Below are 23993 nucleotides of genomic sequence, written 5' to 3' on the forward strand. Positions count from 1 at the left end.
CCAGCGTGCGCGGGATCGGCGTGGCGGTCAGCGTCAGCACGTCGACTTCGGCGCGCAAGGCTTTCAGCGCCTCCTTCTGACGCACGCCGAAGCGATGCTCCTCGTCGATCACCACCAGACCGAGACGGGTGAATTTCACGTCCTTTTGCAGCAGCTTGTGCGTGCCGATGACGATATCGACTTTTCCCTCGGCCAGTTCCTTGAGCGCGAGGGTTGTTTCCTTGGTTGTTCTGAAGCGCGAGAGCTCGACAATCCTGACTGGCCAGTTGTTGCCGATCTGCGCGAAACGGTCGCTGAAGGTCTGGAAGTGCTGTTCGCAGAGCAGGGTGGTCGGGCACAGCACGGCTACCTGCTTGCCGCCAGCCACGGCACAGAAGGCGGCGCGCAGGGCGACTTCGGTCTTGCCAAAACCGACGTCGCCGCACACCAGGCGATCCATCGGGCGGCCGGATTTCATGTCGTCGATCACGGCGTTGATGGCTGCGGCCTGGTCGGGGGTTTCCTCAAAACCGAAGCCATCGGCAAAGGCATCGTAATCGTGCATTTTGAACTCGAAGGCGTGGCCCTGGCGGGCCGCTCGCAGGGCGTAAAGCGCCAGCAGTTCAGCGGCCGTGTCGCGCGCCTGCATGGCCGCGCGGCGCTTGGCTTTTTCCCATTGCGGCGTGCCCAGCGAATGCAGCGACACGGCATCGGGATCGGCTGCGGAGTAGCGCGAGATGAGGTGCAGTTGTGAAACCGGCACGTAAAGCTTGGCTTCGTTGGCGTAGTGGAGTTCAAGAAACTCCATGTCGCCTTCGCCGAGGTCGAGGTGCACCAGCCCTTGGTAGCGGGCGATGCCGTGCTGTTCATGCACCACCGGGTCGCCGACCTTGAGCTCGGTCAGGTCGCGCAGCCAGTTGTCGAGCGAGGCCTTGCGCTGTGCGGCGTGCCGCGTGCGACGCGAAGGGCTGCCGGCGTAAAGCTCGGCTTCGGTGATGAAGGCTAGAGGAGTTGAGAGTGAAGAGTGAGGAGTGAGGAGAAAACCATCATGCAGCGGCGAGACGCACAGCGCCAGTTTGCTGTCGCCGGCCAGGAATCCAGCCAGATCAGCGCTGGAATCGGGCTTAAGTCCGTAATCCGCAAAGAGTCCGGCGAGGGTTTCACGTCGTCCGGCTGATTCCGCCAGTAGCAGAATGCGGCCGGGAAAGCTGGCGATAAAGGCTTTCAGCGCGCTCAGCGGGTCTTCGGCACGACGGTCGACGGCGACCGGCGGTAGCGTTGTGGACGGCCCGTCGCTGCCTGCGGCAAGAATCAGCCGTGCATAGGGTTTGGCGGCGCTGAAGAAGGGCTCTTCGGCGAGGAACAGATCGCCCGGCGGCAACAACGGCCGGCTGTGCTCGCCGGAGAGCATGTTGTAGCGCGACTGGGCGTCGCGCCAGAATGAACGGATGGCTTCTGGCACGTCGTTGTGCAGGCAAAGCACCGTGTCTTTGGGCAGATAGTCAAAGAGCGTTGCCGTTTCTTCAAAGAAGAGTGGCAACCAGTATTCGATTCCCGCCGAGGGGATACCGTTGGACACGTCCTTGTAGATGCCCGAGCGCGCCGGGTCGCCTTCAAAAATTTCGCGGAAGCGCTGGCGGAAATGGGTGCGTCCCTTGTCGTCGAGCGGGAATTCGCGCGCCGGCAACAGGCGGACTTCCGGCAACGGATAGAGCGTGCGCTGGGTGTCGACGTCAAAGGTCTTGATGCTTTCGATTTCATCATCGAACAGATCGAGGCGGAAGGGCAGGGCGGAGCCCATCGGAAAAAGATCGACCAATCCGCCACGTATCGAATATTCGCCAGGCGCGACTACCTGCGTGACGTGCGCGTAACCAGCCAGCGTCAACTGGGCGCGGAACTGCTCGGCGTCGAGCTTCTCGCCATTTTTCAGGAAGAAGGTGTAGGCCGCCAGATAGGCCGGCGGCGTGAAGCGGTAAGCCGCCGTCGAAGCTGGCACCAGCAGCACGTCGCATTCGCCGCGCATGACGCTGTAAAGCGTGGCCAGACGCTCGGAAATGAGGTCGTGGTGCGGCGAGAAGGTGTCGTAAGGCAGCGTTTCCCAGTCGGGCAATAGGCGCACGCGCAGGTCGGGGGCGAACCACGGTATTTCATCGAGCAGACGCTGGGCATCGACGGCACTCGCTGTCAGAACCGCCAGCAGCTTGTTCTGCCCGGTCTTGCCCGCCAGTTGGGCGATGTGCAGCGCATCCGCCGATCCGGCAAACGGCGGCAAATGCGTGCGCTCGCCGGCCTTGAATGAGGGCAAGGGCATCGAAAGCAGCGCGGCGGGTGATTCGGATACGGGTTGGGCTTGAGGCACGAGTGGTGGTCTGAGACAATGCGTGAAAGCCCGCCATTATAGCCGTCATGGTGAGTGGTGCGAGGTGCAGGCGGGTGCAAATGCATCAATCTTAAAGGCGTAAGAGTGGGGCGCGACAGGTATGGGAAGTTGCGGTGCCAAGTCGTTTTATTTTGCGTCCGCGTCTTCACTTGGCATAGGCGAAGCGGTTCACAAGCCTGCTCAGGACATGAATTCATAATGCCGGATGCCATTGTTGCAACGCAGCAAATTGTGTGGCAAAGTAAAAGAGTCTGCTCTCGTTCCGGAATCGGAATGGAGTCAGCCCGCCTTTGTGCGGGCTTATCGTTGCCACACCGGCCATCAGGCTCTCGCTACGCACTCGTTGCGGATAGCTATTGAGCGCAGGCCTTCGATCAAATAATGAACTATCCGTAGGAGGCTATTCGCCATGATTGGATTTCTTCGCAGCTACTTTTCAAGCGATCTGGCGATCGACTTGGGTACTGCCAACACACTGGTCTATGTTCGAGGTCAGGGCATCGTTCTGGACGAACCCTCGGTCGTGGCTGTTCGTACCGAGGGTGGACCCGGCGGCCGGAAAACGGTGCTGGCGGTCGGAATTGCCGCGAAAAAAATGCTCGGTCGGACGCCGGGCAATATCACCGCCATCCGGCCAATGAAAGACGGGGTTATTGCTGACTTCACCGTCACCGAAATGATGCTCAAGCATTTCATCAAGAAAGTACATGATTCACGCCTGATCACCCCGAGTCCGCGCATCATCATCTGTGTTCCGGGAGGCGCAACCCAGGTTGAGCGGCGCGCAATCCGTGAATCGGCATTAGGCGCCGGTGCCAGTCAGGTTTTCCTCATCGACGAGCCCTTGGCGGCGGCGATCGGGGCCGGCCTGCCGGTGTCCGAGCCGATCGGATCGATGGTGGTCGACATCGGCGGTGGAACCTCCGACGTGGCCGTGATCGCCTTGGGGGGCATGGTCTATGCCGGGTCGGTGCGGGTCGGGGGCGACAAGTTCGACGAAGCAATCATTAGCTATATCAGCCGAAACTTCGGCATGCAGATCGGTGAGAATACGGCCGAAAGGATCAAGAAAACCATCGGTTCCGCCTTTCCCGGGGCGACGGTTCAAGAGATGGAAGTTTCCGGCATCAACAAGTCGGAAGGAATTCCACGCAGCTTCACGATTTCGAGCAACGAAATTCTCGAGGCCCTCACTGATCCTCTGAATCAGATCGTGACCGCCGTCAAAGTCGCCCTCGAGAGAACACCGCCGGAACTGGGCGCCGACATCGCCGATCGTGGCATCGTACTCACCGGCGGTGGCGCCCTGTTGCGCGACCTGGATCGCCTGCTGATGGAAGAAACCGGCTTGCCGGTCATCATCGCCGAGGATCCATTGACCTGTGTGGTGCGCGGCACGGGGATGGCTCTGGAAAAAATCGACAGTCTGGGGAGCATATTTACCCACGAATAATGGTGGCCGCATCATGGCGTGCGGGCACATATCGTTAAATGGTGACGCCTCGACAAAGGGCATGAATCAGCCTAACCATTGAAGCGTTTATCCTGGAAAAAGCAGTTCGTCCACGAAAAACACCAAAAGCACGAAAATAATCAAGGAGATAATGAGATGAAGATAGCCCCCCAAAGGGTGAAAAAGGGTGAATTGAGATGATGCATCAAGCCATTGATTCTGTTCGTGTCTTTCGTGATTTTCGTGGATAGACTGAGTTTTTCGGGTTTACTTGTTGCACAGCCGTCTCCGAGATCAGGAAGAGTCCGAACTGATGCCTCTTGAACCCGCCCGCCTGACCCTTGGCTTCGAGGGTATGCCCATTTCTGAAGTCTATGACGACGTGTACTACTCGGCGGCTGGTGGGCATTTTCAGGCGCGACATGTTTTTCTAGCCGGCAACAACCTTCCGGCGAGGTGGCAGGGCAAAAAGTGCTTCGTAATTCTGGAAACCGGCTTCGGTCTCGGGCTCAATTTTTTGACCACCTGGCTGGCGTGGCAGAACGATCCGGATCGTTGTGAAATACTGCGCTTTGTTTCGTTGGAAAAACACCCTTTTCGTGCTGACGATCTGGAACTTGCCCATGCCGTATGGCCTGAGTTAGCGCTGCTCGCTGCAGAATTACGCGAGCGCTGGCCGCCACTGGTGCCGGGTGAGCATCGCCTTGAATTCGATGGCGGTCGGGTCATCCTCACGCTCGTTTTCGGCGACGCTGTCGAGACCTTGCCCAAGATCGATGCGGCGGTGGATGCTTTCTATCTGGATGGTTTCTCACCGGCAAAAAACCCCGAACTATGGTCACCTGCGCTATGCCGTTCTCTAGCGCGTCTTGCCTTGAGGGGAGCAACACTCGCCACCTGGTCGGTCGCCGGATCTGTGCGTCTTGCCTTGCGCGCAGCACAGTTCGACGTCAAGAAACGCCCGGGTTTCGCCGGCAAGCGGCAAATGCTGGTGGGGCGCTTTGGTCAGCCTGATATCGCCGAAAAGCCGTAGACCGCTAAAATGGCGTGTTTTTTCTCGAGGAAGCGGGATGCCGACCGGAATCATTGAATCGCTGGATCACGAAGCCCGCGGAATTACGCGGCTTGATGGCAAGACGATTTTTGTCGAGGGCGCCTTGCCCGGCGAGCAGGTCGAGTATGTCTGCTTGCGCAAGAAACGGACTTACGAGGTGGCGCGCACTGAGCGCATCCTCAAGTCCTCGCCCAGTCGGGTAACGCCGAAGTGTCCGCATTTCGGAGTGTGCGGCGGTTGCAGCATGCAGCATCTCGACCCGAGTGCGCAGGTTGCCGCCAAGCAGCGGGTGCTCGAATCCAACCTCTGGCATCTGGGCCGGATCAAGGCCGAGCAGCTTTATTCACCAATTTACGGGGCTCCCTGGGCTTATCGCCAGCGTGCGCGCCTATCAGTACGCGTGCTACCAAAAAAAGGCGGCGTATTGATTGGCTTCCATGAGCGCAAGAGTTCCTACGTCGCCGACATGCGCCAGTGCGATATTCTGCCGCCCCATGTCTCCGCGCTGCTGATGCCTCTACGCGAGCTGATTTCCAGTTTGTCGATCAGCAAAGCCATGCCGCAGATCGAAGTCGCCGCTGGCGAGCGCATCACCGCACTGGTGCTGCGCATTCTCGAACCGTTGAGTGCCGCCGACGAGAATTTGCTGCGTGCGTTTGCCGACCGGCACCGCGTGGTGCTTTATCTGCAAGCCGGAGGGCCGGCCACCGCTTACCGCTTTTACCCGGCCGAAGGGCCGAAGCTTTCATATTGTTTGCCGGATTACGACATCGAGCACTTTTTCTCGCCCACCGAATTCACCCAGGTCAATTTCGCCATCAACCACGTTCTGGTTCGTCGTGCACTGGCGCTGCTTGACCCGCAGCCAGGTGAGCGGGTCGCCGACATGTTCTGCGGGCTGGGCAACTTCACCCTGCCGATCGCCCGCTCCGGCGCCCATGTGGTGGGTGTCGAAGGTAGCGCCGAGCTCGTTCGCCGGGCAGCCGAGAACGCTTCTGCCAATGGCTTGGCCGGGCAGGCGGACTACCGGGTTGCCAACCTGTTTGAAGTCACGCCGGAAATGCTGACTGCGCTCGGTCATTTCGACAAGGTGCTGATCGACCCGCCACGCGAAGGCGCGGTGGAACTGGTTAATTCCATTGGTGAGGGCGGGCCGCGCCGCATTGTCTATGTCTCGTGCAGCCCATCAACATTGGCACGCGATGCAGCGATTCTGGTGGGTCAGAAGGGCTATCGCCTGAAAGGCGCCGGGGTGGTCAACATGTTCCCCAATACCTCACATGTAGAGTCGATTGCGTTGTTCGAAAGGAGCTGAGCCGGTCGGGTGGTCAAGCGATCAGTCGCCAGGCTAAATTTGCTCTAACCATCCGCCGTCATTCCGGGCTTGACCCGGAATGACAGAAAATCAATGGGTTAGCGTCAGAACAAATTTACCGTGACCAGCCGCTTTGTTTTGTCCCTTTTTTTCTGGTCTTGTTTAGCCTCTTCAAGACACTGCCGTGCATACGCTGCGCAATGGCCGCATTCGCGTGCAACTCCAAGGTCGCGCCGCAAGTCTTTCAGGTTGCGTGCGCCACCTTGGGCAGCTTCACATATCTGGCGGTCGGTGATCGCCATGCAGACGCAGACATACACGCTCATTCTCCAAAATTCAAACGCGCAGACAGTGCTGAAAAATAAGGCCTAAAACGAACAAGCTTGATCAATCGCCGCCCGGCTCAATGTGTACCTGCAGATAGTTCGCTAGCGTGACGTCCTTGATCAGGCTTTGCTGCGTCTCCAGCCAGTCGATCGCTTCCTCGCAGTGTTCCAGCAGATCTTCCAGCAAGTCGCGACTGACGTAGTCCTGTTGTTCCTCGCAGAGCGCAATACTCTCGATCAGTTGCGCGCGCTGGATCTCGCGCTCGTACTTGAGATCGCACTGCAGGCACTCGGTGACATTTTCACCAATCAGCAGCTTGCCAAGGTTTTGTAAATTGGGCAGGCCTTCGAGGAAGAGGACACGCTCGATAAGCACATCGGCTTCCTTCATGACACGGATGGACTGTTTGTACTGGTAGTCGTTCAGTTTCTCCAGGCCCCAATGGCGGAATAGTCGGGCATGCAGGAAGTACTGGTTGATCGACGTCAGTTCGTTTTTCAGCACCTTGTTCAGTGTGCCGATTATTATTTTTTCGCCTTTCATCGCTATGCCCCGGATGCCGGATTGCCAGAGCCGATCTGGCTCTGCTGATAGTTCTGCAGACCGACCAGTTCAATCAGTCGAATCTGCTTTTCAAGGTAGTAGGCGTGGTCCATCTCGGTGTCTTCGAGTTGAACACTGAGCATGTCGCGGGTGACGTAATCCTGGGCTTTTTCGCAGGCGGCCATTGCTTTCTTCAGTTCGCCGACAACGTGGTATTCCAGGGCAAGATCGGCCTCAAGCATTTTCGGGACCGTTGCACCGATCTTCAAAGCATCGCGCCTGGTCAGATCGGGCTTGCCTTCGAGGAACAGGATGCGCTGGATCAACGCCCGGGCATGCTGGCGCTCGTGCAATGATTCGTGCAGCGCCTTCTCTGCCAGGAGGTTGAAGCCCATGTCCGAATATTTTTCGCCGTGGATCAGGTATTGGTCGATGGCGGTCAATTCTCCTGCCAGCAGGTCGTTCAGTATCTCGATGATTTCTTGATCGCCTTGCATAACGTGCTCCCGAAGTCATTTGAAACAATTGGCAGGCTTTCCTGAACCGCTATTCCCCGGGGGGGGGGGGCGATGGAAATATTCCGCTCAGACAATGCAATGACACCATTGGCAAGCGCCAGTTCCACCTCGTTGGCTACAATGACGTGAAGGGATTCGGACCGGGCATGGGCCAGCGCTTGCTGCCTGTTTCCACACTCGCTTCCGAATACCCGTATAATTTCGCCTGATTGGTGGCGGTATGGTTTTCAGGTGGCAAACGCAAGGGATTTTGAAACAGATCCACCGTTCCGACCATTTTCCAAAAGCCGGCAGCTTGCCGGTTTTTTTGTTTCTTCATTCCCGCTTTAATGGGTTGATATGCGAATTTTGCTCAGCAACGATGACGGCTACTTCTCGCCGGGGATTGAATGTCTGGCGCGAGCACTGTCTGAGGTTGCCGAGATCACCGTTGTGGCGCCTGAGCGCGACCGCAGCGGAGCCAGCAACTCGCTGACGCTGGATCGCCCGCTTTCCCTGAAGCGCGCGGCCAACGGCTACTACCATGTGAACGGAACGCCCACCGATTGCGTGCATCTGGCCGTGACAGGAATGCTCGATGAACTGCCGGACATGGTTGTTTCCGGCATCAATCACGGCGCCAACATGGGCGATGACACGATCTATTCCGGTACCGTCGCAGCGGCGACCGAAGGCTTTCTGCTTGGTGTTCCGTCGCTTGCCGTTTCCTTGTGCAGCAAGGCCGGGGTGCATTTCGAGACGGCGGCGCGAGTTGCCCTGGAACTGGTGCAGATGATCCAGCGCCAGAAGGTGTGCGAGCCCCTGTTGCTCAACGTCAATGTGCCGGATGTTCCTTACGAGTTGCTGCGTGGCATGGTCGTCACGCGGCTTGGTAAACGGCACAAGGCCGAGCCTGTGGTGCGCGCGCTGACGCCGCGCAACGAGACCGTCTATTGGGTAGGCGCCGCCGGTGCAGCTCAGGATGCCGGGGAGGGCACTGATTTTTATGCCGTGGATAACCTTCAGGTTTCGATAACGCCCCTGCAGATCGATCTGACGCACAACGCACAACTCCCGCTGATTCGCGACTGGCTGGCGCAATGAGCCGAGTCGTTTCCGGTATCGGCATGACCTCGCTACGCACGCGTTCGCGCATGATCGAGCGTCTGCGTGAGAAGGGAATTCGGGACGAACGGGTTCTGGCGGCAATTGCCGCCGTTCCCCGTCACGTGTTTGTCGAAGAGGCGCTGGCATCGCGCGCCTACGAGGATACGGCGCTGCCGCTCGGCTTTTCACAAACCATCTCGCAGCCGTATATCGTGGCCAGAATGATCGAGGTGCTGCGTAGCGGGCGTGAGCTCGGCAAGACGCTGGAGATCGGTGCGGGCTGTGGCTATCAGGCGGCGGTGCTGGCGCAACTGACGGACGAGGTTTATGCCGTCGAACGGATCGAGCCGCTGCTGGCCAAGGCCAAGCTCAATATGCGGACAATCCAGCAGTTCAAGGTGCGGCTGAAGTATGCTGATGGACATCTCGGCCTGCCCGAAGCCGCGCCTTTTGATACGATCATCGTTGCGGCGGCATCTTCTTGTGTACCAAACGCACTTTTGCAGCAACTCGCGCTTGGTGGCAGAATGCTATTGCCGTTGGGGACCGCAGATCAGTATCTTCTTCTGATTGAACGTTGTGCCGATGGTTACGTCGAAACCCGTCTGGACAATGTTCGTTTCGTTCCGCTTCTCTCAGGACTCGAATGAAGAATAATCGTAATTTCGCCAAGCTTGGTCTGGTGGCTGTAGTCACCGCCCTGCTTGCTTTGGCTGGATGTGCAAGCAAGTCTCCGGCGCCGCTGGCCGAGCGCGGAGGCCAGGCGTCTGCAGCCCAGGACACCTACACCGTCAAGGCGGGCGATACGCTCTACAGCATTGCCCGTGATCACGGCATGGATCATCGCGACCTGATTGCGATGAACGGAATCGACAACCCGAACCGCATAACGGTCGGAAAGGTATTGAAGGTCAAACCGCCTGCTGCGGCGACTTCGTCGGTGGCGTCGACATCGCCGGTGGTATCCGAAGTGGTGGTTGCCAAACCGATCGGGGCGGAACCCGGGGTCGAAATGCGGCCGCTTGGCTCCAATACAGAAGCCTTGAAGCGTGAGCCAAAGGCCGGTAAGGAGCCCTACTCGGATCAGGCGCTGGCGCTTGCGCAAAATCAGGGGCAGCCGAAACCTGCAGAGCCGGTGGTGCCGGTAGCCAAGACTGAAGCCAAACCCGAAGCCAAACCGGCTGAACCTGCGGCGAGCGGTAACGAGATCGTCTGGATCTGGCCGGCTAACGGCAAAACTATCGGTACTTTCAGCGAAGGTGGCAACAAGGGGATCGACATCGCAGGCAAGGCGGGTGATCCAGTGATTGCTGCGGCTGACGGTAAAGTCATTATCGCCAACTTTTTGCGTGGCTACGGCAAACTGGTGATCGTCAAGCACAACAATGCCTACGTGTCGGTTTATGGACATAACCAGACCCTTCTGGTCAAGGAAGGGCAGATGGTTGCCAAGGGTCAGAAGATCGCCGAGATGGGCAATACAGACACTGATCAGGTGAAGCTGCACTTTGAAGTCCGAAGTCAGGGCAAGCCGCTTGATCCCCTAAAGTATCTGCCGCAGCGCTGATCATGTCCGACGATCCAGATTCCGACGCCGGTTTTGCCGAAGATGAGATGCCGCAAGAATGTGCGTCCGAAGAGGATGTACTGACCGAAACGGAAGACGAGACGGTTGCCGCTACGCCGGAAGTTGAACTGCTCAACGACGTCACCCAGCATTACCTCAACGAGATCGGCGCCAAGCCCTTATTCACTCCTGACCAAGAATATGACTGGGCGTGCCGCGCGCGGGCTGGAGAGTTTGCCGCACGGCAGAAGATGATCGAGCACAACCTGCGGCTGGTGGTGAACATCGCCAAGCATTACCTCAATCGCGGCATTCCGCTGCTTGACCTGATCGAAGAAGGAAATCTTGGCCTGATTCATGCGATCGAGAAGTTTGATCCGGAGCGCGGATTCCGTTTCTCGACCTACGCTACCTGGTGGATTCGCCAAAGCATCGAACGTGCGATCATGAACCAGTCGCGCACCATCCGTCTGCCGGTCCATGTGGTCAAGGAGATCAACCTGATCCTGCGTGCCATGCGGCATCTGGAATCAGCCAACGGCAGAGAGACCCGCATTGAGCATATCGCCCACCTCATTGACCGGTCGGTCGAAGATGTACGCCGGGCGCTGGCGCTCAATGAACATATCGCCTCGCTCGATGCCCCCCTGGAGATCGATCCCAACCACACCGTTGCCGATGCCATTGCCGATGACAATGCGATCGACCCGGAAAACCTGCTGCAGTCAAGCGAAGTAGGCAATCTGGTGAGCAACTGGGTTGAACAGTTACCCGAGAAGCAGCGTCGCGTGCTTGAGCGTCGTTACGGCCTCGGAGGTTGTGAAATCAGCACGCTTGAAGAGGTCGCAGAGGACCTCAACCTGACCCGCGAACGCGTTCGCCAGATCCAGATCGAAGCGCTTGATCAACTTCGCCGCGTCATCAAGCGTGGCGGAGTGACGCGGGATAATCTCATTTAGCGTGAAAGTCGCGCCAGCGACTCTCGAACCTCCCCTCGCCCTCTGGGAGAGGGGTCGGGGGTGAGGGCGTGTGGTGGTCGAGAACCAAATCAAGGAAGTTTGAAATGAGCAATAAAGTAGCGATATTCGATTCCTCTTTGCGGGACGGGGCTCAGGCTGAGGGAATCTCGTTCTCAGTGGAAGACAAGTTGAGGATACTCAAGCTTCTGGACGACCACGGAGTGGACTACATCGAAGCCGGCAATCCCGGCTCAAATCCCAAGGATCTCGAATTTTTTGCCAGGGCCGGGAGCATTGTCCTGAAGCACGCAAAACTCGCCGCTTTCGGCAGCACCCGCCGTCGTGACACTCAGGTGGAGAATGACGACAACGTCCAGTCCCTGATGCTGGCTGATACGCCTGTCATCGTCATTTTCGGCAAAAGCTGGGATTTCCATGTAACGGAAATCATCCGCACCACGCTTGAAGAAAACCTGAACATGATCCGCGACACCGTGGCCTTCTTCAAGGCCAAGGGCAAGGAGTTGGTATACGACGCCGAGCATTTCTTCGACGGCTACAAGAACAACCCGGAATACGCAGTCAAGTCGCTACAAGCCGCTGTGGATGGCGGTGCTGATGCACTGGTGCTTTGCGACACCAACGGCGGAACTTTTCCGTCCGAAGTGGCGACAATCGTGAAGGAAATGGTTGCCCTGTTCCGTGTGCCAATCGGCATTCATGCGCATAACGATGGCGGCATGGCGGTAGCCAATAGCGTGATGGCCGTCGAAAACGGTGCCAGGCATGTTCAGGGCACCTATATCGGGCTAGGCGAGCGCTGCGGTAATGCCAACCTGTCGACCATCATCGCCAATCTCGGCGTCAAGCGTAATTTTCAATGCCTGCCGGCCGACCAGTACAAGAACATTACCCGCGTCGCACGCCACATTGCGGCCATCTCCAATGTGGCGCTGAATGAGCGCGACCCTTTCGTCGGCAACTGCGCCTTCGCCCACAAGGGCGGTATGCATATCGATGGCGTGAACAAGGCGTCCCATTCATTCGAGCACATCAACCCGGAACTGGTCGGTGGCCAGCGCCGCTTCCTGATGAGTGAAGTTTCCGGACGACGCATGATCCTGGAAAAAATCTGGGAGGTCGATGCCAGCATCACCAAAGATGATGCGGTGACCGACAGCATCATCAAGCGCCTGAAGGAACTGGAACATCAGGGCTATCAGTTCGAAGGGGCGGAAAGCACCTTTGAACTGGTCATTCGCAAGCAACTCGGCAAGTACCGCCCGTTCTTTGAACTGGAGCACTTCCGGATCATCGGCGAACATCCGACCAATGGCGAATACGGTTCTTCCGCCATCGTCAAGTTGAAGGTCGACGGCACCGAGGAAATTACCGCAGCCGAGGGCGACGGTCCGGTGCATGCGCTCGATCGCGCACTGCGCAAGGCGCTCGACAAGTTCTATCCGGAACTGTCCAACGTCCATTTGACCGATTACAAGGTGCGCGTAATTAATGGCAAGGATGCCACCGCCGCCAAGGTTCGTGTATTACTGCAATCGACGGATGGCGATTCGGTGTGGACGACAGTCGGGGTTTCGACGGACATCATCGAGGCAAGCTGGATTGCGCTGGTTGATTCGATCGAGTACAAGCTGTTGAAGCTGGAAGAAGCCAAAGTCGCGGCTTGAAATCGGGGCTGGGTTTTTCAGCCGTATTGGGCTGGTGCAATTGGTTTGGCAAAATAAGTCGTGTGCCGCGCAACATGAGCAAAGGGGATGCAGAACAGCATCGCTTATTACGCCCTGCATGAACAAATAAGGCTGACCAGTCTACGTTTATAAATAAGCTGGCCCGCAACGCCCGTCCATAGGCGATCCCACGATGGCGTGCCTGTGAGCCGCGTTAACCTTGCCGCTTACGGCTATTGCTTTCAAGATGGCCGTCCTGCCTGGCTTGCAGGCCATCTGCAAGCCAGAGGTCTGGTTCAAAGGAGGCCAATAAGGGTCAGCTTTGAATAACTCGGCAAGTGCTCTCAGCCAGGATGGCCTTCCTGCACTTTGAATTCTTCTTTAGACCTGCCTTCGGCAAGCTTCTTGTTCAACCATGCCGGAGTAGGTCCTTTACCGCCATAGGTATCATTGGGGTTGGTGTCGCTTCTGTATTTAACTGCCTTGGGTGCTTTTACGGGACTGCCTTTTCTGTTTTTTTTTGCCAATCCAAGATCTTCTGCAGTTAACTTGTACTTATCAATAATGACCTTGGCTTCTGCAACGGCATTGGCAATTTCATTCTTCCTGAGTTGTTCTGCTTCAATTTTCAGATCTTCAATTTGTTTCAGTGCTTCATCATAGGTTTTAGCCACAACATTTCTCCATAAATAAATGCAATTGACTTTATATCACAGATTGTAGATTCATGGGCAGGTTGAAAGTTGCAGAATGTTTTTATTTTGTTAATTATTAAAATTGGCACTATTTATAAGAACGTATATCCAGCGTTTATTATCGTACGCTGCATCTTCAGAAGTTCCTTGTGTAATTACCGACTATTCAGCGTTCCAGTAGCCCAAGTGCAATCACCAATCGCTGGATGTTCCCGCTTCAACATTCAATACAAGTTGTTATCAATTGGCACGGAGTTCGCCAATTCATCTATTTTTATTGGATACTTGCGCCAACAATCAGCGCCGAATCGAGACCAAAGAACATTTCCGGGACGCATCAGGGTGAAGCAAATCATGCGTTTTTCGGCCAAACATGGCGTTTCAGATCAAGCAAATCCTTTGATGTAAACCAAGGTATTCGGATAATAGGCAGCGCATGTGTGGCTCTCTCGGCGCGTGCCGACAGCAAAGTGCTGATCTACGATACGGCAACGTTCGCCAGGATCGGCGAGTTTCCTTCCGATAGCCCGAGTGGTATCTTCTTTACCAGCCGCGCCAACCAAACCGGATTTTGATGAAAATGCTCGAACAAACCCTCGACTTTCGCCTGCTCAATGACTTTCAGCGGAATTTTCCGCTCTGTTCGGCCCCCTTTGCGGAACTGGCGGCCAGGCTTGGCGTTGCCGAAAAGACCGTGCTGAGCATGCTCGAACAGTTGCGGCGGGAAGGAAAAATCACTCGTATCTGCGCCGTGTTCGCCGCCAAACGCATCGGCGCGAGCACGCTGGCAGCAATGGCTGTGCCGCCGGAGAAACTTGAAATAGTCGCCGAGGCAGTGAACCGCTTTCCCGAAGTGAATCACAACAACGAACGGGAACATCGCTACAACCTTTGGTTTGTCGTCACCGCCGGCTCGGAAGGGCGCTTGCAGGCGGCCTTGGGCGCTATTGAACAGACGGCCGGCTACCCCGTTCTGAAGCTGCCGCTGGTGCAGGAATACCATATCGATCTGGGTTTTTCGTTGAACGGCAAAGAGGAGAACCATCAGTCGCCGGCCCAGGCCTTTTCGCCACCGACGCAACTGGGTGAACTTGAACGGCGCCTGGTGATCGCGCTGCAGGAAGGGCTGCCGCTCTTCATCCGCCCCTTCCAGGTGCTGGCCAGCCGTGTCGGCTGCGACGAAAGTGAAGTCCTCGAACGCATCAGCCGATGGTGCGAGGAGGGCGTCATCAAGCGCTTCGGCGTGGTCGTGCGTCACCACGAACTGGGCTACACAGCCAATGCCATGCTGGTGCAGGACATTCCCGATGAACTGGTCGGGCCCCTCGGCGAACTGCTGGCGCGCGAGCCCGGAATAAGCTTGTGCTACCAGCGCCCGCGCGTGCTGCCGGACTGGCCGTACAACCTTTTCTGCATGATCCACGGTCAGGCGCGTGAGGTGGTCGAGGCGAAAATTGCCGAACTGCGTGAGCGCCTCAAGCTCACCGGCTACGTGCACGACATACTGTTCTCGCTGACCCGCTTCAAGCAAAACGATGCACACTATGCTTGAAGCAGAGTGGATGCCTGTAATCTATCGGAGCATCACCGATCGTCTGCAGCGTCCCTTGCTTGACCTGCGCATTTCGGTCACCGACCGCTGCAATCTGCGCTGCACCTACTGCATGCCGCGTGAAGTGTTCGGCAAGGATCACGTCTTTTTGCCACGCGCCGAACTGCTCAGTTTCGAGGAGATTGAGCGAATCGCCGGCTTGTTTGTGCAGTTGGGCGTACAGAAAATTCGACTGAGCGGCGGCGAGCCGCTACTGCGACACGACATCGAACGCCTGGTCGAAAAACTGGCCAGACTGCGCAGCCGGGAAGGCAAACTGGTCGAAATCGCCCTGACCACCAATCGCATATTGTTATCGAGGAAGGCGCAGGCACTGAAGGATGCCGGGCTGTCCCGCCTCACCGTCAGCCTCGACGGGCTGAGCGAGGAAACCTTTCGCCGCATGAGCGATTCCGCTGCGTCGGTGGCTACCGTGCTCGAAGGTATTGCAGCAGCGCAGGCCGTCGGGCTGACTCCGGTCAAGATCAATATGGTGGTCAAGCCGATCCGCAGGAGTTGGCGGACTTTCTGCGGCGCGGTCTTGAATTCGACGTGCTGCTGGTCTCCGGCGGCTCGTCGGTGGGCGTGCATGACCATGTGCGTCCGACGCTTGAGGTGCTGGGCGTTGAAATGCACTTCTGGCGCGTTGAAATGCGCCCTGGCCAGCCCGTGGCAAGCGGTGGCCAGGGTGATCCCCGACGAACAACCGCAAATCGAGGACGCGCTGCGCGAGTTGAGCGATATTGAAGGCTGCAGCCTGATCGTTACGACTGGCGGCACCGGGCCGGCGCTGCGCGATGTCACGCCGGAAGCTACAGAAGCGGTGTGTACCAAGATGCTGCCCGGTTTCGGCGAGCTAATGCGCAGCGCCTCGCTGAAGTTCGTCCCGACGGCGATTCTTTCCCGGCAGACGGCCGGGATTCGCGGCAAGAGCCTGATCATCAATCTGCCCGGAAAACCTTCGGCGATTGACGATTGCCTGCAGGCGGTTTTCCCCGCCGTGCCTTATTGCATCGATCTGATCGAAGGCGCCTGGTTCGAAACCGATGTGCAGTATTGCGCGGCATTCCGTCCGGCCCATGCCAGGAAAGGGTGAGTCGTATCCTGCGGGAAGCCCCCGGCCTGCAAGCCAATGAACACGGGCCTCTTCAATATCGATACCTTGCAAGGCAGTATTCATGCGGATTTCCATGGCATGCCTTTGTCGATCGCCATTTGATGCGTGTTGCGGGGCGATTGCGTGGTTACTGCTCAATTTCCTGAATCGACGTCAGATAGGCCAGCGCATCCTGAATGTCCTTGGCCTTCAAGGTATGGAGGACGCCCACTTTGGCCGTTTCCTCGTCGTGTGGACGATCACTTTTGAGGTAGAAATCGACCTGCCGCATCAAGTAGCTGGTGTACTGCCCGACCAGGCGCGGAAACATGCCACGTCTGGTCGGTCTCGCCATGGCAGACGGCGCAGTCTTTCTGGAAGATCACCTTGCCGTGTTCGCTATCACCCTCGGCGCGCGGGATGATCATCACCTTCTGCATTGCCGTCAGACGGGTTAGTGCGTCGTCGCTATTCTTGAAAACCGGCTTTGGTCAGCCAGTGCAAGGGCCGTAAATATCCCTGGTTTTCTCGGAATCGTCCGCCGTCGCCGACAGCGGAACACCAAGCAACAGGAAGCTGCAAAGGACAGGAACAAGATTGATGAGGGGCATGGGAAATTCCTTTGCCGAGCGAGTCGCCAATGTTATACAGAGCGCCAATTCAAGCCTTGATGCGAGTCAAATCGCGGGAAAAATTCCTTTATCGAGCAATTGCAATCAGCGGTTATTACGGATGGTAAAGTTATAAAACTACGCCTAAAGTGAGAGTGGTAACTAGATAACCTTTCCAAGGAGTACATAATGAGCAACTGCTATTCCCCGATTGGCCGCTGTGAAGCCGAGCACACGATGGTGCGGATCAATCAGACGCTGAAAGACTGCTCGCTGGAACATGGATGTCCGCCGGGGCGTATTTGCCCGCTGGGCGCCTGTTTTGCAAAAATTGCTGCAAATTTCCGCAGTCCTCAAGCCAGTGAAATTGGACTGTAACTGCAGTCTGGCCGGTTCTTGATCGGACATTCCTTCTTGCGTTTCTCTTGATTTCAAGAGAGCGAATCAACATCACAAGGAATGAACATGCCACATGCTCAGTTCCAGAACGAAACTCTGGATGAACAGGTGGCCGTCGCGCTCTAACTCGATACCAAGGTGTATCAGGCCTTTCATCAGAAGGCAAAAAAGACCGGGCTGGAGATCGAGATCTATCTGTGCCGCATGCTATCCGTTGTCCTTGGCTGGCGCGTGTTCAATGAGACAGACACCTGTGCGTCACAGATTCCCGTAGTGTCACGCTCTGGTGAAATGTCTGGCGATGGGACCGGTTTTTTTATCGCCAATAGTCAAGCCCCAGAAAAAGCATGGCTGGGAAAGTCATGGTCCAACACCTCGATGGTTTCTCGGGTGTAGAGCTTGCCGCTCCGGTAAAAATTGCCGAGCAATTCTTTCTTCTTGGTGTCCATGGAGAGTACCGGCTGATTCGCCGCAAGGTACCTGGCCTTGAGGGCGGTAATGTTTTCAAACTGCGGATTACATCGGCAGCACGACACGAAGGGTGAAGGCGCTGCTCGTGACGCCCGGCTCGCCGCTTCCTCATGCTACCGGGCTACGGACAACTCCCCGGACGGGACTTCAACCCGCTAGGCTTACTGCTGTTACTGCGAACGGACAGACCACGGTTTTTCAAGCGAAAACCGTGGTCCCCTATTATTCCGTCAATCATTGACATCAACTAAATTCGGTACTAAATTTGGGCGTAGCAACCACAAGGAGGCACCATGCAATCCATCTCCAACATCAAGTCCATTTCGTACCTGAAGAGCCATGCGGCGCAGATTTCCGAAGATCTGGCAATCAATGGCACTCCGTTTGTCATCACCCAGAATGGTGAAGCCAGCATGGTGATTGAGGGCGTCAAGCAGTTTCAGGAAAAGGAGGCGCTTATTGCGGCTTTGAAAATCATTGCCTTGGGCGAGAAGGACCGCATACAAGGGAAAGGCATTTCAGTAGCGGAATCACGGGCGCAACTGCTGGCTGCTCGTCAAAGTCGCAAATAATGGCGGTCACCATTCTTCCCGATGCCCAGGCGGACTTGCTTTCGCTTCAAGACTACATGCTCGACAAGTGGGGCGAAGTTGCATGGCTGAAAGCTGAGGACGAGATTTTTGAAAAGCTGGAGAAAGTTGACTCTGGCATTTTCAATGGAACGACTGTCCAAGAGCTGGCATCAGTGGGTATCCTGGACTACCGGCACGTCCATACTTCGCATCACAAATTGGTCTACCGACGGTTCGGCGGCGATACCTATGTGTACCTCACCGCCGGGCATAGGCAGAACTACCCCACGACTCTGGCTAAACGGTTGTTGAGCAGGTGACTGGCTGATTGGTTAATTGAGTGCTCATGCAGGGCAGAGAATTGGAGACAGCGTTTTTTGCTCTAAAAACCGGGGATACCGTGGTCCCCTATTATTCCGCAGTTCTTCTTCACCCCATGAGACTCGCGGCGTTTGGCTACCCGCTTCGATAGGATTTACCAGTTCGCTTGTTTTTTCTGTGCCGGTGTAAGTGGCCGCGCCATCTCCGGCGACTGTATTTCTGTCTTTAGCGAAGGTACGCTCGGTGTTGTCCGATGTATGATCAAAGGTTCCTGAAGGGGTTCTAGTGTCCCATGGGGTTTTACTGCGTTCCGTGTGCGATCCTGTAGCCGAAGAGTCTCGCATAACGACTTGGCGGTCTCGTACGCGCAGCGAGCATTATCAAGTACCTTCATACGCGCGTCTCGCTTCTTCTCCCCAGTTGCGCGCCAGCTTTCAAGCGCCCGGATGTACATCTGCTCCTTTACGGATAAGTCGCGTTTTGCAGCAGCTATTTGTTGCCTCAGTGTCGCCATCTACTTCTACTCCTGTTTTCATGTTCTTCATTCAACTTGAGCACTCGCCCACTGTCTTGCTGGACATGCTCGCGCTACCAGACAGGAATAGGGGTCAGGCCACAGGTTTCGCTCTGTTCGGTGATGAAAAGCTGGTAATTGGCGCGTTTGGAACCGCCTGCCGATTGCCAGCGGGCGATGAAGGTTTCGCTGGCGCTATCGTTCAATTCATTGATGACCATCAGAGCGGGCACATTGCGACAGCAGGAAATGCGTCGGCACGCTTCGCCTTGTTCGCAAAATCCTTATCAAAGGTCATCAAGGTCGCCGTAGCGGGCGACAGGGCGAGATGGAGCGCGTCGGCGAAATCCAGTCCCTGCTCAAACCATTGCACGGCACGGTAAAGCGCGGCTTCGTGAGGGAGTCGCATATTGGGCAGCCCCAGTACATGGCGCAGCGCGCTGACGATCTCGGCGCGCGAGCAGTCGCTGCATTCAAGCACCCAGACCAGTTCGAGCACGATGGTGGTCGTGATCGTGAGTTGTGACGAGGTTTCCAGCAGGTTCTGAACGCGCCTGGCCTGTGCTGCATCGTCGTTGAGCAGGTAACGCAGCAGCAGATTGGTGTCGAGGACGATCATGGCAGCCTCATTCTGCAGCGGTTTTACGCTTCAGCATCTCGCCCACGGCCAGTTTGATTTCGGTTTCCAGTGGAGCCTTGCGCCCCGGCTTTGCCAGCAGTCCGAGGCCGGCGGCAATTTCGGTGCGGGCAAAACGCTGTTCAGCTTGGCGCAGATGAATTTCGTCGCCCTCGGCAAAAATCGCCAGCTCACTGCCGGGTTCAATGTGGAAGGCGGCACGCAGGCTCTTCGGGATAACGATCTGGCCCTTGCTCGAAACACGGACGGTTTCCATAGTGACTCCCTAAGTAAGACGCGGTAAGACGAATCATACCGGGGGGGCCACGCTCCTGCCAGTGCCAGTTTTCGGGTGCATTCCAGAGGCGTAGTCAAAGACTGTCATACACTCTGCAGATCCCGTGAATTGGCGGTCTACAGGCTATGCGCCGGAAGAGTGGCGTAAACAAATGTCCTTAAGCCATGGCCTCTGTAGATCGCCATTCGGTGCCTATTGCAGGCCGATGCGTTGTTGAAGAGCTGGCAGGCGTCGATCCTTACCGTGTTGCGATGACCGCCCTGGACTACGGGGAAAAGGGCGGGAAATAGTGCCCCCCTATTTCTTTGCGGCTTTCTGTTTCTTCAGATCTGAATACCATGACCCCTGTTTTCGTTGTTAGCAGGAGTAGAGGGCAAAGCGCTGCGGTAATCACTGCTTGCTAACGGAATTGTGCGCTCGATGCGGCGGCGTTTTGGTCAGCCAGTAGCCGATCGCCAGGGCCACGGCGAGTGCCGCGGTGGCATAGACATAATCCGGGCTGACCTCCTTGTAATCGAGAATGATGATCTTGCGTAGAACTGCCATGTAGGCCGTGGCCAGCACGATGTCGATGTGCAGCGCATCATCGCTGAGGTAGCTGACGATATTCACGAAGACTTCAATGGCGATCAGTACGGCCATGAAGGCGCCGAAGGTGGCGAGAATGTCGCTGATCTCCAGCAGATAATACGGGTGCGTGCTGACGCGGCTGTACAGGACGTAAACAACGTCGGCGACGCCCCACCAGATCACCAGCACCATGAGCACGGCCAGCACCCGGGCGGCGTAGCGGATGCTGCCGTACAGTCGACTGACCAGTGGGTCCTCGGGCCTGTCTGCCCGTTTCGACTCGGTGCCTGCCTCTTTGTCGTTCATTCATTTCTCCTGTGATTTGCTGCCATTGTGCTTGCCCAGGGACGCTGCGCTAGCCGATGCTGGTCTGGGGTTTATTACGGGCAAGCCCAGCCACCAGCTTGCGCACTTCATCCAGCAACAGCACCGACGAAGCAACGGCCAGCGCCCGGCCCCAGTCGTTCAGGGTCAGATCAACGCTATCGAACACCGACTGCGCCGGGCCCCAATGCACCACCAGCACCTGCAGCGCCAGCACGCTGGCCAGGGCCAGCCAGAGTTTGCCATTGGCGAAGAAGGTGGCATTGAAAGCGCTGCCATGTTCGGCGCGGGCGTTGAAGACGTTGAAGAACTGGAACAGCACGAAGGTGGTGAAGGCCAGGGTCAATGCGTAGTCCTGGCCGCGCTCGGCGAGCCCATGCCGGAACATGAATAGCGTGCCGACCATCATTACCACGCCATAGAGCGCCAGGCGCAGCAAACGCCCGGCGCTGAGAATCTGCGCGGCCTGCAAGCGCGGACGGTCGCGCATCAGGCCGGGGCGGGCCGGCTCGACGCCGAGGGTCATGGCCGGCGGGCCGTCCATGATGATGTTGATCCACAGCAGATGAATGGCGGTGAACGGCGCCGGCCAGCCGAGCAGCGTGGCGCTGAGCACGGTCAGGATCGCGCCGATGTTGGTGGACAACTGGAAGCGCACGAACTTGACGATGTTGTCGTAGATCACCCGGCCTTCCTCGACGGCGCGCACGATGGTCGCGAAGTTATCGTCGGTGAGCACCAGGGTCGCCGCTTCGCGAGTTACCGCCGTACCCGTAATGCCCATCGCCACGCCGATGTCGGCCGCCTTGAGCGCCGGGGCATCGTTAACACCGTCGCCGGTCATCGCCACCACATGGCCGACCGCCTTCAGTGCGTGCACGATGCGCACCTTGTGGGTTGGCGAGACGCGGGCAAAGACGGCGATATCATTGACGCGAGTGGCGAACGCCGCGTCGTCCATGGCATCGAGTTCGGCGCCGCTGACCACGTGGCCGACCAGGCCCAGTTCGCGAGCGATGGCAGCGGCGGTCGCCTGGTGGTCGCCGGTGATCATCTTGACCTGTATTCCGGCCTGGTGGCAGAGCGCTATCGCGGCTTTGGCTTCGGCTCGCGGCGGGTCCATCAGGCCGGCGAGGCCGAGAAAAGTCCACTCGCTGGCCCAGGCCATGAGGTCGCTGGCCGGGTCGAAATCCTTTGCCGGAATGCTGCGGTGGGCCACGGCCAGCACGCGCAGCGCCTGGTCGGCCAGCGCTTCGTTTTCACGCTCGATCAGGCGGCGGGAGGCTTCGTCCATGGGCAGTAAAGCCTGCGCGGCGAGCCAGCGGGAAGCCCGCCCCAGGAGCACGTCCGGCGCGCCCTTGATGAGCATTTCAACCGTTTCGCCGGCATGGTGGAAGGTGGCCATGAACTTGTGCGCCGAGTCGAACGGTATCTCGGCAATACGTGGCTGGCGTTGCTGTTCGGTTTCGGGATCGAGACCGCCTTTCTGCGCCAGCACCCACAGCGCGCCTTCGGTCGGATCGCCAATCAACTGGCCGTCGCGCACGCACGAGTCGGTGCATAAGACCATCGGCAACAGCAGCGGGCGCAGATCCGTCCCCGGCGCTGCAGCAATTGCCCCCTCTGCCCGATAGCCCTCGCCGCTGACCGAAAAACCCTGCCCGGCATACCAGCCGGAGCGGGCGGTCATCTGGTTCAGGGTCAAGGTGCCGGTCTTGTCCGAACAGATCACTGTCGTCGAGCCCAGCGTTTCGACGGCGGAGAGCTTCTTGAGAATGGCGCGATTCTGTGCCATGCGCCACATGCCGACAGCCAGGGTGACGGTGACCACCGCCGGCAGCCCCTCGGGAATGGCGGCCACCGCCAACGCGACAGCCGTCATCGCCGCCTCGGTCATCGGCTGGCCGCGCAGGTAATCGACGAGGAAAATGATCGCCACGACGAAGCCGGCGATAACGGCCAGTTTCTTGCCCAGCGTATCGAGCTGGCGTTGCAGCGGGGTTTCCCCTTCTTCCGCGCTGGCGATCATTCCAGCCAGTTTGCCCATTTCGCTGCGCATGCCGGTTTCGGTGATCAGCAATTCGGCACGTCCACGGGTCAGTACCGTATTCATGAATAGCGTATTCAGGCGGTCGCCAAGCGGCAGATTTTCACTGTCAAGGGCCATAACGCTCTTGCCGACGGCGTGCGATTCGCCGGTGAGCGCCGCTTCATCCGCCTCCAGATTGTGCGCGGCCAGCAGCCGACCGTCAGCCGGCACCCGGTCACCGGCTTCCAGCAGCACAATGTCGCCGGGCACCAGTTGCGCTGCGTCGATGTCGGAAACCAGGCCATCACGGCGCACCCGGGCATGCGCCGCCAGCATCTCCTTGAGTGCTGCCAGGGTACGTTCCGCGCGATGTTCCTGCCAGAAGCCGAGACCGGCATTGAGCAGCACCACAACGAGAATCACCCCGGCATCCTTGAGGTCGCCGATGGCCCAGGCCAACCCCGCCGCCAAGACCAGCACGATGACCAGAAAATTCCTGAATTGATCGAGAAATTTGAGCCAGAGCGGACGCGGCACGGCCTCGGCCAGCTTGTTCTCCCCGTAGTGGGCGAGTCGTTCGGCGGCAGCGGCGGTGCTCAAGCCATCGGCAGGAACGACGGCCAGCGAAAGCGCGGCTTCGCTTGCGGAAAGGGTATGCCAGGGGCGGTGTTCGATGTCCACGATCGAAGATAATCCTTATCCGGTTTCGGCTGCGCGACTGGCGCAACACGCGTTGATGGTATCTAAAAGACAAATACCCGACTCGATAGTTCAGGTAATAGAGGTATTGCATCGGATGGCGGTGCATGGCTGGACGCAGATAACGACGGGCGTCTTGGGTAAAAGCGAAAAACAGGGGGGCACGGTTTTCCGGTTTTCAGAGTTGATGGTTCTGGCGATTATCCGGTTTCTCAGTTCCTGTGCCGATTCGGGATATCCGCTCAATGTATCTTGTCAATACAACTTGGGAGAGCGGTGAGGAGTGAATTGCGCCTTGCCGCTTCGACTTTGACT

The 23993-nt window shown here is 57.5% G+C and carries 28 protein-coding genes and 2 pseudogenes; 17 read left to right on the forward strand and 13 right to left on the reverse strand.

Annotation, left to right across the window (positions count from 1 at the left end; translation table 11 throughout):
• Positions 1 to 2293, reverse strand: a 2293-nt coding sequence (locus tag ACOYNV_RS12850) for a transcription-repair coupling factor (protein WP_422900216.1), incomplete at its 3' end; no start/stop codon positions are given.
• Between the two features lie 478 nt (positions 2294 to 2771).
• On the opposite strand from ACOYNV_RS12850, the gene ACOYNV_RS12855 reads away from it, so the two are divergent.
• From ACOYNV_RS12855 to rlmD, 3 genes are all read left to right on the forward strand, one after another.
• Entirely contained in the window at positions 2772 to 3815 is a 1044-nt protein-coding gene (locus tag ACOYNV_RS12855; RefSeq protein ID WP_422900182.1) for a rod shape-determining protein, read from the forward strand.
• Positions 3816 to 4128: 313 nt separating this feature from the next.
• Complete coding sequence (mnmD, locus tag ACOYNV_RS12860) at positions 4129 to 4848, forward strand: tRNA (5-methylaminomethyl-2-thiouridine)(34)-methyltransferase MnmD (RefSeq protein ID WP_422900183.1); 720 nt, start codon at positions 4129 to 4131, stop codon at positions 4846 to 4848.
• A gap of 37 nt (positions 4849 to 4885) precedes the next feature.
• Complete coding sequence (gene rlmD, locus ACOYNV_RS12865) at positions 4886 to 6184, forward strand: 23S rRNA (uracil(1939)-C(5))-methyltransferase RlmD (RefSeq protein ID WP_422900184.1); 1299 nt, start codon at positions 4886 to 4888, stop codon at positions 6182 to 6184.
• Between the two features lie 104 nt (positions 6185 to 6288).
• Here the strand turns inward: rlmD and ACOYNV_RS12870 are convergent, their stop codons facing one another.
• From ACOYNV_RS12870 to ACOYNV_RS12885, 4 genes are all read right to left on the reverse strand, one after another.
• Positions 6289 to 6510 carry a (2Fe-2S)-binding protein gene (locus ACOYNV_RS12870; RefSeq protein ID WP_422900185.1) on the reverse strand — a complete coding sequence of 74 codons (222 nt, stop codon included), beginning with the start codon at positions 6508 to 6510 and terminating at the stop codon, positions 6289 to 6291.
• 61 nt (positions 6511 to 6571) lie between these two features.
• Positions 6572 to 7054 (reverse strand): bacterioferritin, encoded by a 483-nt coding sequence (gene bfr / locus ACOYNV_RS12875; protein ID WP_422900186.1) that lies wholly within the window; start codon positions 7052 to 7054, stop codon positions 6572 to 6574.
• A 2-nt stretch (positions 7055 to 7056) separates the two neighbouring features.
• Entirely contained in the window at positions 7057 to 7551 is a 495-nt protein-coding gene (gene bfr, locus ACOYNV_RS12880) for a bacterioferritin (protein ID WP_422900187.1), read from the reverse strand.
• A gap of 136 nt (positions 7552 to 7687) precedes the next feature.
• Complete coding sequence (locus tag ACOYNV_RS12885; protein WP_422900188.1) at positions 7688 to 7891, reverse strand: hypothetical protein; 204 nt, start codon at positions 7889 to 7891, stop codon at positions 7688 to 7690.
• Positions 7892 to 7911: 20 nt separating this feature from the next.
• On the opposite strand from ACOYNV_RS12885, the gene surE reads away from it, so the two are divergent.
• From surE to cimA, 5 genes are all read left to right on the forward strand, one after another.
• Positions 7912 to 8655, forward strand: coding sequence for a 5'/3'-nucleotidase SurE (gene surE, locus ACOYNV_RS12890; RefSeq protein WP_422900189.1), 744 nt, complete (start codon positions 7912 to 7914; stop codon positions 8653 to 8655).
• Positions 8652 to 9308: a protein-L-isoaspartate(D-aspartate) O-methyltransferase gene (locus tag ACOYNV_RS12895; RefSeq protein WP_422900190.1), complete on the forward strand. Its 657-nt coding sequence runs from the start codon at positions 8652 to 8654 to the stop codon at positions 9306 to 9308. Before surE ends, ACOYNV_RS12895 begins: the two co-directional genes overlap by 4 nt.
• Entirely contained in the window at positions 9305 to 10225 is a 921-nt protein-coding gene (locus ACOYNV_RS12900) for a peptidoglycan DD-metalloendopeptidase family protein (RefSeq protein WP_422900191.1), read from the forward strand. Before ACOYNV_RS12895 ends, ACOYNV_RS12900 begins: the two co-directional genes overlap by 4 nt.
• A 2-nt stretch (positions 10226 to 10227) precedes the next feature.
• Positions 10228 to 11184 carry an RNA polymerase sigma factor RpoS gene (gene rpoS, locus ACOYNV_RS12905; protein ID WP_422900192.1) on the forward strand — a complete coding sequence of 319 codons (957 nt, stop codon included), beginning with the start codon at positions 10228 to 10230 and terminating at the stop codon, positions 11182 to 11184.
• A gap of 104 nt (positions 11185 to 11288) precedes the next feature.
• Complete coding sequence (cimA, locus tag ACOYNV_RS12910) at positions 11289 to 12872, forward strand: citramalate synthase (protein WP_422900193.1); 1584 nt, start codon at positions 11289 to 11291, stop codon at positions 12870 to 12872.
• A 344-nt stretch (positions 12873 to 13216) separates the two neighbouring features.
• Here the strand turns inward: cimA and ACOYNV_RS12915 are convergent, their stop codons facing one another.
• Positions 13217 to 13546, reverse strand: coding sequence for an H-NS family nucleoid-associated regulatory protein (locus ACOYNV_RS12915; protein WP_422900194.1), 330 nt, complete (start codon positions 13544 to 13546; stop codon positions 13217 to 13219).
• A 461-nt stretch (positions 13547 to 14007) separates the two neighbouring features.
• Here ACOYNV_RS12915 and ACOYNV_RS12920 point away from each other — a divergent pair.
• From ACOYNV_RS12920 to mog, 5 genes and pseudogenes are all read left to right on the forward strand, one after another.
• Positions 14008 to 14142: pseudogene (locus ACOYNV_RS12920) on the forward strand (protein nirF); the annotation flags it as partial.
• 5 nt (positions 14143 to 14147) lie between these two features.
• The gene (locus tag ACOYNV_RS12925; RefSeq protein WP_422900195.1) at positions 14148 to 15119 is read left to right on the forward strand and encodes an Lrp/AsnC family transcriptional regulator; all 972 of its coding nucleotides are present in this window, start codon (positions 14148 to 14150) and stop codon (positions 15117 to 15119) included.
• Positions 15120 to 15129: 10 nt separating this feature from the next.
• A pseudogene (locus ACOYNV_RS12930) lies at positions 15130 to 15651 on the forward strand (radical SAM protein); the annotation flags it as partial.
• 59 nt (positions 15652 to 15710) lie between these two features.
• On the forward strand, positions 15711 to 15905 hold the full coding sequence (locus ACOYNV_RS12935) for a hypothetical protein (RefSeq protein WP_422900217.1): 195 nt from the start codon (positions 15711 to 15713) through the stop codon (positions 15903 to 15905).
• Positions 15847 to 16254, forward strand: coding sequence for a molybdopterin adenylyltransferase (gene mog / locus ACOYNV_RS12940; protein ID WP_422900218.1), 408 nt, complete (start codon positions 15847 to 15849; stop codon positions 16252 to 16254). Before ACOYNV_RS12935 ends, mog begins: the two co-directional genes overlap by 59 nt.
• Before the next feature lie 148 nt (positions 16255 to 16402).
• Here mog and ACOYNV_RS12945 read toward each other — a convergent pair whose 3' ends face one another.
• On the reverse strand, positions 16403 to 16609 hold the full coding sequence (locus ACOYNV_RS12945; RefSeq protein WP_422900196.1) for a c-type cytochrome: 207 nt from the start codon (positions 16607 to 16609) through the stop codon (positions 16403 to 16405).
• 445 nt (positions 16610 to 17054) lie between these two features.
• Here ACOYNV_RS12945 and ACOYNV_RS12950 point away from each other — a divergent pair, with 445 nt between their 5' ends.
• Positions 17055 to 17243: a hypothetical protein gene (locus ACOYNV_RS12950; RefSeq protein ID WP_422900197.1), complete on the forward strand. Its 189-nt coding sequence runs from the start codon at positions 17055 to 17057 to the stop codon at positions 17241 to 17243.
• A 350-nt stretch (positions 17244 to 17593) separates the two neighbouring features.
• On the opposite strand, the gene ACOYNV_RS12955 is transcribed toward ACOYNV_RS12950, so the two are convergent.
• A complete protein-coding gene (locus ACOYNV_RS12955) occupies positions 17594 to 17800 on the reverse strand; it encodes an ISAzo13-like element transposase-related protein (RefSeq protein ID WP_422900198.1) in 207 nt (68 codons plus the stop codon).
• A gap of 228 nt (positions 17801 to 18028) precedes the next feature.
• Here ACOYNV_RS12955 and ACOYNV_RS12960 point away from each other — a divergent pair, with 228 nt between their 5' ends.
• On the forward strand, positions 18029 to 18307 hold the full coding sequence (locus ACOYNV_RS12960) for a type II toxin-antitoxin system Phd/YefM family antitoxin (protein WP_422900199.1): 279 nt from the start codon (positions 18029 to 18031) through the stop codon (positions 18305 to 18307).
• Positions 18307 to 18627 (forward strand): type II toxin-antitoxin system RelE/ParE family toxin, encoded by a 321-nt coding sequence (locus ACOYNV_RS12965; protein ID WP_422900200.1) that lies wholly within the window; start codon positions 18307 to 18309, stop codon positions 18625 to 18627. Before ACOYNV_RS12960 ends, ACOYNV_RS12965 begins: the two co-directional genes overlap by 1 nt.
• Positions 18628 to 19216: 589 nt before the next feature.
• Here ACOYNV_RS12965 and ACOYNV_RS12970 read toward each other — a convergent pair.
• From ACOYNV_RS12970 to ACOYNV_RS12990, 5 genes are all read right to left on the reverse strand, one after another.
• Positions 19217 to 19363, reverse strand: coding sequence for a hypothetical protein (locus tag ACOYNV_RS12970; RefSeq protein ID WP_422900201.1), 147 nt, complete (start codon positions 19361 to 19363; stop codon positions 19217 to 19219).
• Complete coding sequence (locus ACOYNV_RS12975; protein ID WP_422900202.1) at positions 19363 to 19761, reverse strand: type II toxin-antitoxin system VapC family toxin; 399 nt, start codon at positions 19759 to 19761, stop codon at positions 19363 to 19365. Before ACOYNV_RS12975 ends, ACOYNV_RS12970 begins: the two co-directional genes overlap by 1 nt.
• Positions 19762 to 19768: 7 nt before the next feature.
• Complete coding sequence (locus ACOYNV_RS12980; protein WP_422900203.1) at positions 19769 to 20035, reverse strand: AbrB/MazE/SpoVT family DNA-binding domain-containing protein; 267 nt, start codon at positions 20033 to 20035, stop codon at positions 19769 to 19771.
• Positions 20036 to 20446: 411 nt separating this feature from the next.
• On the reverse strand, positions 20447 to 20932 hold the full coding sequence (locus tag ACOYNV_RS12985; protein ID WP_422900204.1) for a phosphate-starvation-inducible PsiE family protein: 486 nt from the start codon (positions 20930 to 20932) through the stop codon (positions 20447 to 20449).
• Between the two features lie 49 nt (positions 20933 to 20981).
• The gene (locus ACOYNV_RS12990) at positions 20982 to 23660 is read right to left on the reverse strand and encodes a cation-translocating P-type ATPase (RefSeq protein WP_422900205.1); all 2679 of its coding nucleotides are present in this window, start codon (positions 23658 to 23660) and stop codon (positions 20982 to 20984) included.
• On the opposite strand from ACOYNV_RS12990, the gene ACOYNV_RS12995 reads away from it, so the two are divergent.
• Positions 23653 to 23958, forward strand: a complete 306-nt coding sequence (locus ACOYNV_RS12995; protein WP_422900206.1) for a hypothetical protein — start codon at positions 23653 to 23655, stop codon at positions 23956 to 23958. The genes ACOYNV_RS12990 and ACOYNV_RS12995 overlap by 8 nt on opposite strands.
• The last annotated feature ends 35 nt before the right edge of the window (positions 23959 to 23993 follow it).

It is taken from the genome of Propionivibrio sp. (assembly GCF_049316945.1).
In the GTDB taxonomy this organism is placed as follows: Bacteria; Pseudomonadota; Gammaproteobacteria; order Burkholderiales; family Rhodocyclaceae; genus Propionivibrio.

Coding starts and splice junctions, on each gene's coding strand:
- ACOYNV_RS12855 (WP_422900182.1), top strand. CDS start 2,772: ATGATTGGATTTCTTCGCAGCTACTTTTCAAGCGATCTGGCGATCGAC.
- mnmD (WP_422900183.1), top strand. CDS start 4,129: ATGCCTCTTGAACCCGCCCGCCTGACCCTTGGCTTCGAGGGTATGCCC.
- rlmD (WP_422900184.1), top strand. CDS start 4,886: ATGCCGACCGGAATCATTGAATCGCTGGATCACGAAGCCCGCGGAATT.
- ACOYNV_RS12870 (WP_422900185.1), bottom strand. CDS start 6,510: ATGAGCGTGTATGTCTGCGTCTGCATGGCGATCACCGACCGCCAGATA.
- bfr (WP_422900186.1), bottom strand. CDS start 7,054: ATGAAAGGCGAAAAAATAATAATCGGCACACTGAACAAGGTGCTGAAA.
- bfr (WP_422900187.1), bottom strand. CDS start 7,551: ATGCAAGGCGATCAAGAAATCATCGAGATACTGAACGACCTGCTGGCA.
- ACOYNV_RS12885 (WP_422900188.1), bottom strand. CDS start 7,891: ATGAAGAAACAAAAAAACCGGCAAGCTGCCGGCTTTTGGAAAATGGTC.
- surE (WP_422900189.1), top strand. CDS start 7,912: ATGCGAATTTTGCTCAGCAACGATGACGGCTACTTCTCGCCGGGGATT.
- ACOYNV_RS12895 (WP_422900190.1), top strand. CDS start 8,652: ATGAGCCGAGTCGTTTCCGGTATCGGCATGACCTCGCTACGCACGCGT.
- ACOYNV_RS12900 (WP_422900191.1), top strand. CDS start 9,305: ATGAAGAATAATCGTAATTTCGCCAAGCTTGGTCTGGTGGCTGTAGTC.
- rpoS (WP_422900192.1), top strand. CDS start 10,228: ATGTCCGACGATCCAGATTCCGACGCCGGTTTTGCCGAAGATGAGATG.
- cimA (WP_422900193.1), top strand. CDS start 11,289: ATGAGCAATAAAGTAGCGATATTCGATTCCTCTTTGCGGGACGGGGCT.
- ACOYNV_RS12925 (WP_422900195.1), top strand. CDS start 14,148: ATGCTCGAACAAACCCTCGACTTTCGCCTGCTCAATGACTTTCAGCGG.
- ACOYNV_RS12945 (WP_422900196.1), bottom strand. CDS start 16,609: ATGGCGAGACCGACCAGACGTGGCATGTTTCCGCGCCTGGTCGGGCAG.
- ACOYNV_RS12950 (WP_422900197.1), top strand. CDS start 17,055: ATGAGCAACTGCTATTCCCCGATTGGCCGCTGTGAAGCCGAGCACACG.
- ACOYNV_RS12960 (WP_422900199.1), top strand. CDS start 18,029: ATGCAATCCATCTCCAACATCAAGTCCATTTCGTACCTGAAGAGCCAT.
- ACOYNV_RS12965 (WP_422900200.1), top strand. CDS start 18,307: ATGGCGGTCACCATTCTTCCCGATGCCCAGGCGGACTTGCTTTCGCTT.
- ACOYNV_RS12970 (WP_422900201.1), bottom strand. CDS start 19,363: ATGGTCATCAATGAATTGAACGATAGCGCCAGCGAAACCTTCATCGCC.
- ACOYNV_RS12975 (WP_422900202.1), bottom strand. CDS start 19,761: ATGATCGTCCTCGACACCAATCTGCTGCTGCGTTACCTGCTCAACGAC.
- ACOYNV_RS12980 (WP_422900203.1), bottom strand. CDS start 20,035: ATGGAAACCGTCCGTGTTTCGAGCAAGGGCCAGATCGTTATCCCGAAG.
- ACOYNV_RS12985 (WP_422900204.1), bottom strand. CDS start 20,932: ATGAACGACAAAGAGGCAGGCACCGAGTCGAAACGGGCAGACAGGCCC.
- ACOYNV_RS12995 (WP_422900206.1), top strand. CDS start 23,653: ATGTCCACGATCGAAGATAATCCTTATCCGGTTTCGGCTGCGCGACTG.